5 protein-coding genes and 3 pseudogenes are annotated in these 7,639 nt (G+C 41.1%); 6 read left to right on the top strand and 2 right to left on the bottom strand.

Going from position 1 to position 7,639, the window contains the following annotated elements:
* Nucleotides 1-154 precede the first annotated feature (154 nt).
* The gene (locus ACFE90_RS33915; RefSeq protein WP_375506682.1) at nt 155-304 is read left to right on the top strand and encodes a hypothetical protein; all 150 of its coding nucleotides are present in this window, start codon (nt 155-157) and stop codon (nt 302-304) included.
* A gap of 397 nt (nt 305-701) precedes the next feature.
* Nucleotides 702-1,781: a WD40 repeat domain-containing protein gene (locus tag ACFE90_RS33920; protein ID WP_375506683.1), complete on the top strand. Its 1,080-nt coding sequence runs from the start codon at nt 702-704 to the stop codon at nt 1,779-1,781.
* Nucleotides 1,782-2,010: 229 nt separating this feature from the next.
* On the opposite strand, the pseudogene ACFE90_RS33925 reads toward ACFE90_RS33920, so the two are convergent.
* Nucleotides 2,011-2,343: pseudogene (locus ACFE90_RS33925) on the bottom strand (uridine phosphorylase); the annotation flags it as partial.
* Nucleotides 2,344-2,665: 322 nt separating this feature from the next.
* Here ACFE90_RS33925 and fusA point away from each other — a divergent pair.
* Nucleotides 2,666-4,690 (top strand): elongation factor G, encoded by a 2,025-nt coding sequence (gene fusA / locus ACFE90_RS33930; RefSeq protein ID WP_375506684.1) that lies wholly within the window; start codon nt 2,666-2,668, stop codon nt 4,688-4,690.
* A 300-nt stretch (nt 4,691-4,990) separates the two neighbouring features.
* Here fusA and ACFE90_RS33935 read toward each other — a convergent pair.
* A pseudogene (locus tag ACFE90_RS33935) lies at nt 4,991-5,278 on the bottom strand (hypothetical protein); the annotation flags it as partial.
* Nucleotides 5,279-5,476: 198 nt separating this feature from the next.
* Between ACFE90_RS33935 and ACFE90_RS33940 the strand changes: the two are divergent.
* The 3 genes and pseudogenes from ACFE90_RS33940 to ACFE90_RS33950 form a co-directional block, all read left to right on the top strand.
* Nucleotides 5,477-6,942: pseudogene (locus tag ACFE90_RS33940) on the top strand (ISLre2 family transposase).
* Nucleotides 6,943-7,090: 148 nt separating this feature from the next.
* Complete coding sequence (locus tag ACFE90_RS33945) at nt 7,091-7,306, top strand: hypothetical protein (protein WP_375506685.1); 216 nt, start codon at nt 7,091-7,093, stop codon at nt 7,304-7,306.
* Between the two features lie 12 nt (nt 7,307-7,318).
* Nucleotides 7,319-7,639: DnaB-like helicase C-terminal domain-containing protein (locus ACFE90_RS33950; protein ID WP_375506686.1), on the top strand; the 321-nt coding region annotated here is incomplete at its 3' end.

The raw sequence follows: 7,639 nt of genomic DNA on the forward strand, positions 1-7,639 counted from the left end.
TTGCGAATACCCCTAGGTATCGGTGCAGAAATTGCTTGAAAACCTTATCCAGTAGAAGTATTCGACTCATGACGTGCGCCATCGAATCGCACAAATACCGTTATATAATACTATTCACCTCAATTTTCGTGCTTTACGCAAAAAAGGAATAATCTTGAAGTTGGCATTACAAAGGTTAGAAGTCAGCACAAGTCAGCGTATCATAGACGATATCCGTGACTTTGAACTTCTTCCTTGGCGGGTTACAGACATGGTTGCTGGTGATGGGGTGCTGAGTAAGGAAATCTGGGGATGGAGGAAGTAGCGATCGCTCTTATGGAGCGTAGTCATCGTCTCCTCAATTGATTCTCACGAGTGATTACCGAAAGTGTTACTGATGTGGGCTATTAAAGTGATGAGTGGCGTGTTGGTGGTCAATCTGGCGCGAAGATTCGGTTTGGGAGCTTTTGTGTTGCAAAACCACTCTTGAATTTTCTTCTTATTGCAGTCTCAGCTTTTCAAAGCACTTTTTCAACCCATTGAACTCAGTTAATCGCTAAAGCAACAAATAATCTGTTAACTAACAATAGAAAACTGTCAATTTTTCTGGAATAGAAAGTAGACTCATTGAATAAATAGTAGGGAACGAAGAAAAGCTTTGCTAGTGACATTAGAAAGCAAGGTTTATTAGCTTGATTCGTTGCAGTTTCATCAAGATCACCATGAAATTACCCATTCTATTTAAAACCTTAACATTACTTAGTTTTTTCCTAGCTACACCGTTTAGTATGATTGCTACCGTTCCAGTTATAGCAAATACACTTAATACTCCCACAAACACTGAACAAGCAAAGCGGTTGAAATTAACTTTATCAGGGCATACTGCACCTGTTCGTGCATTAGCCCTTTCCCCTGCTGGTCAAGTTCTTGCTAGTGGTAGCGATGATAAAACAATCAAGCTTTGGCAGACTACTACAGGTGCATTGCTTCACACTTTAACTGGACACTGCGAGCGTATTAAATCAATAGTGATGACTCCAGATGAGCAAACTTTAATTAGTACCAGTTTCGATAACACTATCAAATTTTGGAATATGCAAACAGGAAAGGAAGTTCGCACGATTTCAGAGAAAACAGGGGTGAAAGCAATGTTGTTGACCCTAGACGGACAAACCTTAATCAGTGCTAGCGGCGATAACACTATCAAATTTCGGAATCTCAAAACTCGAAAAATTGACCAGATACTCAAAGCAGAAATAACAGCACTTGCAATTAGTCCTGATGGTAAAACCCTCTTAAGCGGGGGTGAAAATGGAGGAATAATTCGGGTTTGGAGTCTGTTAACAGGTAAACAAATAGGCAGCTTTATCCCACCACTACCCAAAAAAGAAGACCTGATCAACGGTTTGGAGAGAGCATCAGCCCCAATTACGCTTGCTGTTAGTAACGATGGAAAAATGCTCCTGTGTGGTGGACATGACGATAGCTTTCAATCTGGTGGAGTCAGAACCACAGATGGTAAAGGTTTCAAAGCTTGGGACTTGAAAACAGGAAAGCTAGTTCATAATTTATCGTTGGGTACGAGTATTGATGCGTTAATTATAAGTCCCGATAGCAAGACATTTATTGCTGGTGGTTTAGGCAGAGAAATCATATTACGCGATATCAAAACAGGGAAATCAGTCATGGAACTTACCGGACACGCAGGTGGAATTTATGGGCTTGCATTAAGTAGGGATGGTCAAACTTTATATAGCGGTAGTGGCGATAAATCTATTAAAGTTTGGCAGATAAAACCGTAAGGCTGAAAAATTACCGCCTAAATGAGTCAATTTCAGTACCTTCTGCGCTTCTCTAGCAAACCAAGAGACCTCTTGCAAAAATAATTCATGGTACAATAGTGGGCTTTAAGATTTGCGCTCCATTTGAATCAGACATACCAATGAGGTGATAAAAGTTCTCTGCATCAATTTGGATGTGCATTTTTAAGAAAATCTCTAATTATACCACAAAACAATTTTGCAAGAGGTCTAATGTGCCGCATTCCATTTCATAATTTAAGATATTTAATCGCCGATATTCTTCTGTAATATCATGCAGTGATCGCATTAAATTTAGATTCGCTGAATCAGTGCGTTCTTGTCCTTCGTAAAAAGTATCAACTGATGCCGTAATTCCTATGTAATGTTCAACCTTTAATTCTCGCGCAGCTTTAATTAAAGCGACTGTCAGAAAAGGATCGGCTGCGGCTGGATATTCCACAGGCGCAATATCATTTGCTGCACCTTGGCGACACAATGCTGCACTGCTAATAATAATGCTACCAACTGGTATATAAGGTTGAATGCTACCACAAGTTCCAATCCCTAACCGAACCGTATTGCCTCCTCGCTTGCTCTTAGCCCGCATTTCTCACAAGCTTGAGGGAAGGGGCAGAGGGGCAGAGGTCTGGGGCAGAAGGGAAAGAACTTGTACAATAACTCTCCTCTGCTCCCCTGCTCAAGAGCTCCCCTGCACAAGCACAGGCTTTGAGCATCGGTGAGAAATCCGGGTTAGCAGGTCGGTTTCATACGAAAAAAGAAAAATACATAAATCAGCCTGTTCATTCTTTTATACTACATATATAATACAAAATATATCGCCACTCAGTTGGTGACTGTTTGTCGCTTGAACAAAAGGAAATTTTATGATTCCCCGAACACGCATCCGAAATATTGGTATCTCTGCCCACATCGACTCTGGTAAAACTACGTTGTCAGAGCGAATTCTCTTCTACACGGGCAGAATCCACGCTATTGAGGAAGTGCGGGGAGGCGGTAAGGGTGCAACGATGGACTTTATGCCAGAAGAAAAACTACATGGTATAACCATCACTTCTGCTGCTACCACCTGCCAGTGGCACGATACCCAAATCAACCTGATTGATACACCTGGACACGTAGATTTCACAATAGAAGTGGAACGCGCCTTGCGGGTATTGGATGGGGCAGTGATGGTGCTGTGTGCTGTGGCGGGTGTGCAGTCCCAGTCCATTACGGTGGATCGGCAAATGAAGCGCTACCGAGTGCCGCGTTTGGCGTTCATCAACAAGATGGATCGGACGGGAGCAGATCCATTTCGTGTAGTACAGGGAATACGCGATCGCTTGCAACTAAATGCAATATTGCTCCAGTACCCGATCGGCAGTGAAGACCAATTCCAGGGAGTGATCGACCTGGTAGAAATGACTGCTGACTACTTTGAAGGTGAAAACGGGGAAAACTGGCTTAAAAAGCCAATTCCCGAATCACTTAGGGATGAAGCACAACAGGCACGCGAAAGGTTGCTAGATACTTTGTCGCTGTTTTCAGAACCGATGACCGAGATGCTACTGGCGGGTGAGGAAATTCCTAAAGAATTAATTTGGGAAACCATCCGACAGGCAACCTTGAGCCTAGAATTCACGCCTGTACTGCTGGGTTCGGCATTCAAAAATAAAGGAGTGCAAAACTTATTGGATGCAGTTACGCTTTATCTACCATCTCCGATAGATAGAGAAGTGGTCAAAACCGCAGAGTCGGTTAGTGTCTACCCTAACTCCGATGCTTCCTTGGTGGCATTGGCATTTAAACTCACTGTTGAATCCTTTGGGCAGTTGACCTATACCCGGATTTACTCTGGGACGCTCAAACCCGGCGATACAGTCTACAACTCGCGGACTGAACAGCGAGTGCAAATCGGTCGCTTGGTGCGGATGCACGCCAATAAGCGAGAAGAATTAAAAGTTGCCGTTGCTGGGGATATTGTGGCTCTGTTGGGTGTGGATTGTGCTTCTGGTGATACATTCTGTTCTGGGGAACCACTGCTATCTCTAGAGAAGATGTTTGTGCCGGAACCAGTGATTACGCTAGCGATTACGCCCAAAAAGCAGGAAGACAGCGATCGCCTTTCCAAAGCACTTAATCGCTTTCAAAGGGAAGACCCTACCTTCCGCTTGAGCATCGACCCCGAATCAGGATCAACTCTGATTTCTGGAATGGGTGAACTCCACTTGGAAATCTACCTAGAACGCATCCAACGGGAATATAATGCCGAGGTCTACGTTGGTACTCCTGCCGTGGCGTACCGGGAAACCATTAGACAACAAGCTACCTTTGACTACCGATTTAAGAAACAGTCAGGCGGCCCCGGTCAGTACGCCCATATTACTGGGTGGATTGAACCCACAGATGAATCGTTTATCTTTGAGAATCGGGTGGTTGGAGGTGCGATCCCTAAAGAATATATCCCGGCGTGTGAGAAGGGTTTCCGTGAGGCGATGGAATCAGGACAACTGGAAGGCTATCCCGTAACTGGCGTGAAAGTTGTTTTGGATGGTGGTTCTTATCACCCAATTGACTCTTCAGAATTGGCTTTCCGGTCAGCGTCCCATCAGGCTATTGAAGGTGCGATGCCTACGGCGGGCTACGCCTACGCCAAAGCAAAACCCTACATCCTCGAACCTATAATGCTTGTAGAGGTGGAAACACCCAACGAGTTCATGGGAAGGGTTCAAGGTGACTTATCCTCCCGTCGAGGTTTGTTGTTGGGTTCTGAGACAATGCAGGGATACACGGTGATTCGAGCCGAAGTACCGCTAGCGCGAATGTTTGGGTATTCTACAGAATTGCGATCGCTTACTTCTGGTATGGCTACTTTTTCAATGGAGTTTGCCTGCTATCGGCAGTCCTGAACCTATTAGACATCTCCGAAAAAGAATTGTTTTGACGTAGCAGTGCTATGTCTCTACAAGGGTTCTGGGTAACGCATATTTAATTTCTGGAGATGTCTATTTGTGAAAATTCGTGGTGTCCAGATCCCGACTTCATAAAAGTTGTCGGGGATTTAACTTTTCGCAAATGATTTAGGATTGCTAGAGTTGAAATTAGTGATCGCCTTTGCTTGGGTTTAAATCGTCTCTACCATTTAGGAAATCAATACTATCTAGTTCATTTGGCGATATATTGGAAGCGATCACACTATTTTTTAAACTTAACGTCGAACGTGCTGCATCAAATGAACTAGCGATCGCACCATATTTGGCAATTATTGACCAGACTAAAGGGGTAATACCTTCAGACATCCCTAGCCACTTTAAAAACGGACAAAATCCTTGATTTGAGGTTTTTATTTTTTGCTCATTGAGTGAAGAATTATTAGGTTGTTTATTTGTCGGATTCCGTTCAAGTACATAAGGTAGGTTTAAAGTTACTTCGACATTTCCAATTGTTACTATTTGTCGTTTTTTGGGGGAGCAACGCGATTTTCTGAAGTTGGACTTTAAACAAGCGATCGCAAACACTTAACTTCAGTAAATACATAAAATATATACGCAACTATTAGAATTAATACTTAGAAAATCTCAGAATAGTCTATTCTGAGAGATGTTTAATTATTGATGGGAACAAAAAAGTGTAGGATTCCCTTTGAGTAAAGGTTTTGAGATTTCATGTCAAAACAAGGAGTTTGCCGTCACTTCATGAACAAAAATATACATTCAAGTTTAGATTTAAGCAAATTATTGTCAGAGTTTAAAGAAAAAGTTACGAAATTTTTAGAAATAACAAATGTTAGCGAATGGTCTGGACAGACTTTTAAAAATAGAGAAGAAGAAATTAGAAAGACCGCATTAACTTTGGCAGGAGAATGTGTAGCAATTTTACTAAATAAACTATCTCGTTCCAAAGATGCTCTAGATACAGCAATCGCTAAAACCAAAAGTTATAAAAATCCAACAACAAGAAAACATGGTAACTATCAACGGCAGATATTAACAGTTGAGAATGTACTAGTAACTCTCTCATTACCATATGTAGTTGAACGTAACAATCAATCACATCAAAAAGGAAAATATTTAAAGTTAGGATTTTGTCCCTTTCTCAGATGGTTAGGAATATCAGAAGGATTTACACCCCATGTTTGGGCAACAATCACAAAATACGGTGCAATTGCGGGGTCGTTTGAAGCTGCACGTACAATTTTAATAGATTGGGGAATAAACATTAGTCTAAAACGGATAGAACGCATTACATATTATTTTGGTAAAATTGGCATAAATTTACGTCAATCTAAATTATAAAGTTTAGAGATTGGCAGTTTACCTACAGGCAATATTCTGAAAGACCAGCGTGTTGTTATTGCCGTAGATGGTGGGAGAACGAGAATTCGGATTAATAAAAAAGGTAGACGTAAGCTCAAAACTAATCGGCTAGGCAATACTTACGAATGGATGGAACCAAAATTATTGGCTATTTACACAGTGAATGAGCATGGGAAAAAAATTAGGGCATCAGTTCTACCTATTACTAATGATGGTACATATTTAGGTTATGAATATTTTCTAAAGATTCTAGAAATGTATCTAGTTGATCTAGGGATAAGCCTTTGCTTTACAGGTATTGTTTATTGCTGATGGTGCTGAATGGATTTGGAAACATATTCCACCTTTATTGGAGAAACTAAAATGCCCATCTGCTAATTATCAACTCTTAGATTTTTATCACGCTGCCTCACATTTACAAGACTTTGCCGATGCTGCTTTTAAGACTGATAATGAACGTAAATCATGGTTTAAAAAAGCTCGAAAAGCTTTAAAACAAGGTCAAGCTCTCAATTTGATCAGAAACATGGGTAAATTTATTTTAACAGCAACTGGAGAACGTTGTAAAATTTTGGTACGAGAGCGTAATTACATTCTCAAAGCTTACCGCAGGCGACTATTAAACTATCAATTAGTCGCAGCACATCAGCTACCACTTGGTAGTGGGGCTTCTTGATTGTTTAATTCGTCAAGCTGTTAACTTACGCATGAAGGGGAACAGTAAATTTTGGCTTCAAGATAACGCAGAGATTATGTTACATCTGCGATGTCAGTGGATTGCTGGAAATTGGGACAATTTTTGTAACTCGATTTTTAATTCTTTCCTTTACCCCAGTAGTGCTTGAACAATTTTATACATAAATTTTCTTATTTTCAGCTTTTCGTGATAATTAATACCTAGGATCAAAGCGAAATTATTACCAAATTACCCACCAATAATCTTTTTGAGATAACTCATCAAGATTAATTCTCGTGCTTTTTAGTGTAAATTATGTGATAAAAATAACTATTTACTTAAATATATGTTTTAGCGTAGGCGTAGCCCGCCGAAGGCATCGCTCGTTTAAAGTCCAACTTCAGAAAATCGCGTTGCTCCCGGGTGATTTGCAAGATATACAAGCTCGTTGCGGGTCAGTCAGTTTGGTGATTGTGGACTATGTGCAGTTGATTGAACCAAGAGAAAAGCGGGGTGGTGAAAACCGCGTATAAGAAATCGACTCCATCTTGAAACAACTCAGGGCGATCGCTAAACAATTCAATTGCGCTGTCTTGGGTTTAGCGCAGTTAAAAAGAGAAGTTGATTCCCGCTCTGAAAAGCGTCCGACAAAAGCTGATTTTCGAGAATCGGGAGGATTTGAACAAGAAGCTGCTGTCATGCTGGGTTTGTATCGAGAAGATTACATTGATATATCAATAATTGAACGAGTTCGAGAATTATCTACGGAGCAATTAGAGGCATTAGGAGAAGCATTTTTAGATTTTTCATCAGTTATCTGCAACACCCAAAAAATTCTTAAAGAAAGGGGTCAAAGCCTCGCAAGG

It is taken from the genome of uncultured Nostoc sp., assembly GCF_964245445.1.
In the GTDB taxonomy this organism is placed as follows: domain Bacteria; phylum Cyanobacteriota; class Cyanobacteriia; order Cyanobacteriales; family Nostocaceae; genus Nostoc.

Bases quoted from the DNA above. Each gene is read 5' to 3' on its own strand.
- ACFE90_RS33920 (WP_375506683.1), top strand. From the start codon at position 702: ATGAAATTACCCATTCTATTTAAAACCTTAACATTACTTAGTTTTTTC.
- fusA (WP_375506684.1), top strand. From the start codon at position 2,666: ATGATTCCCCGAACACGCATCCGAAATATTGGTATCTCTGCCCACATC.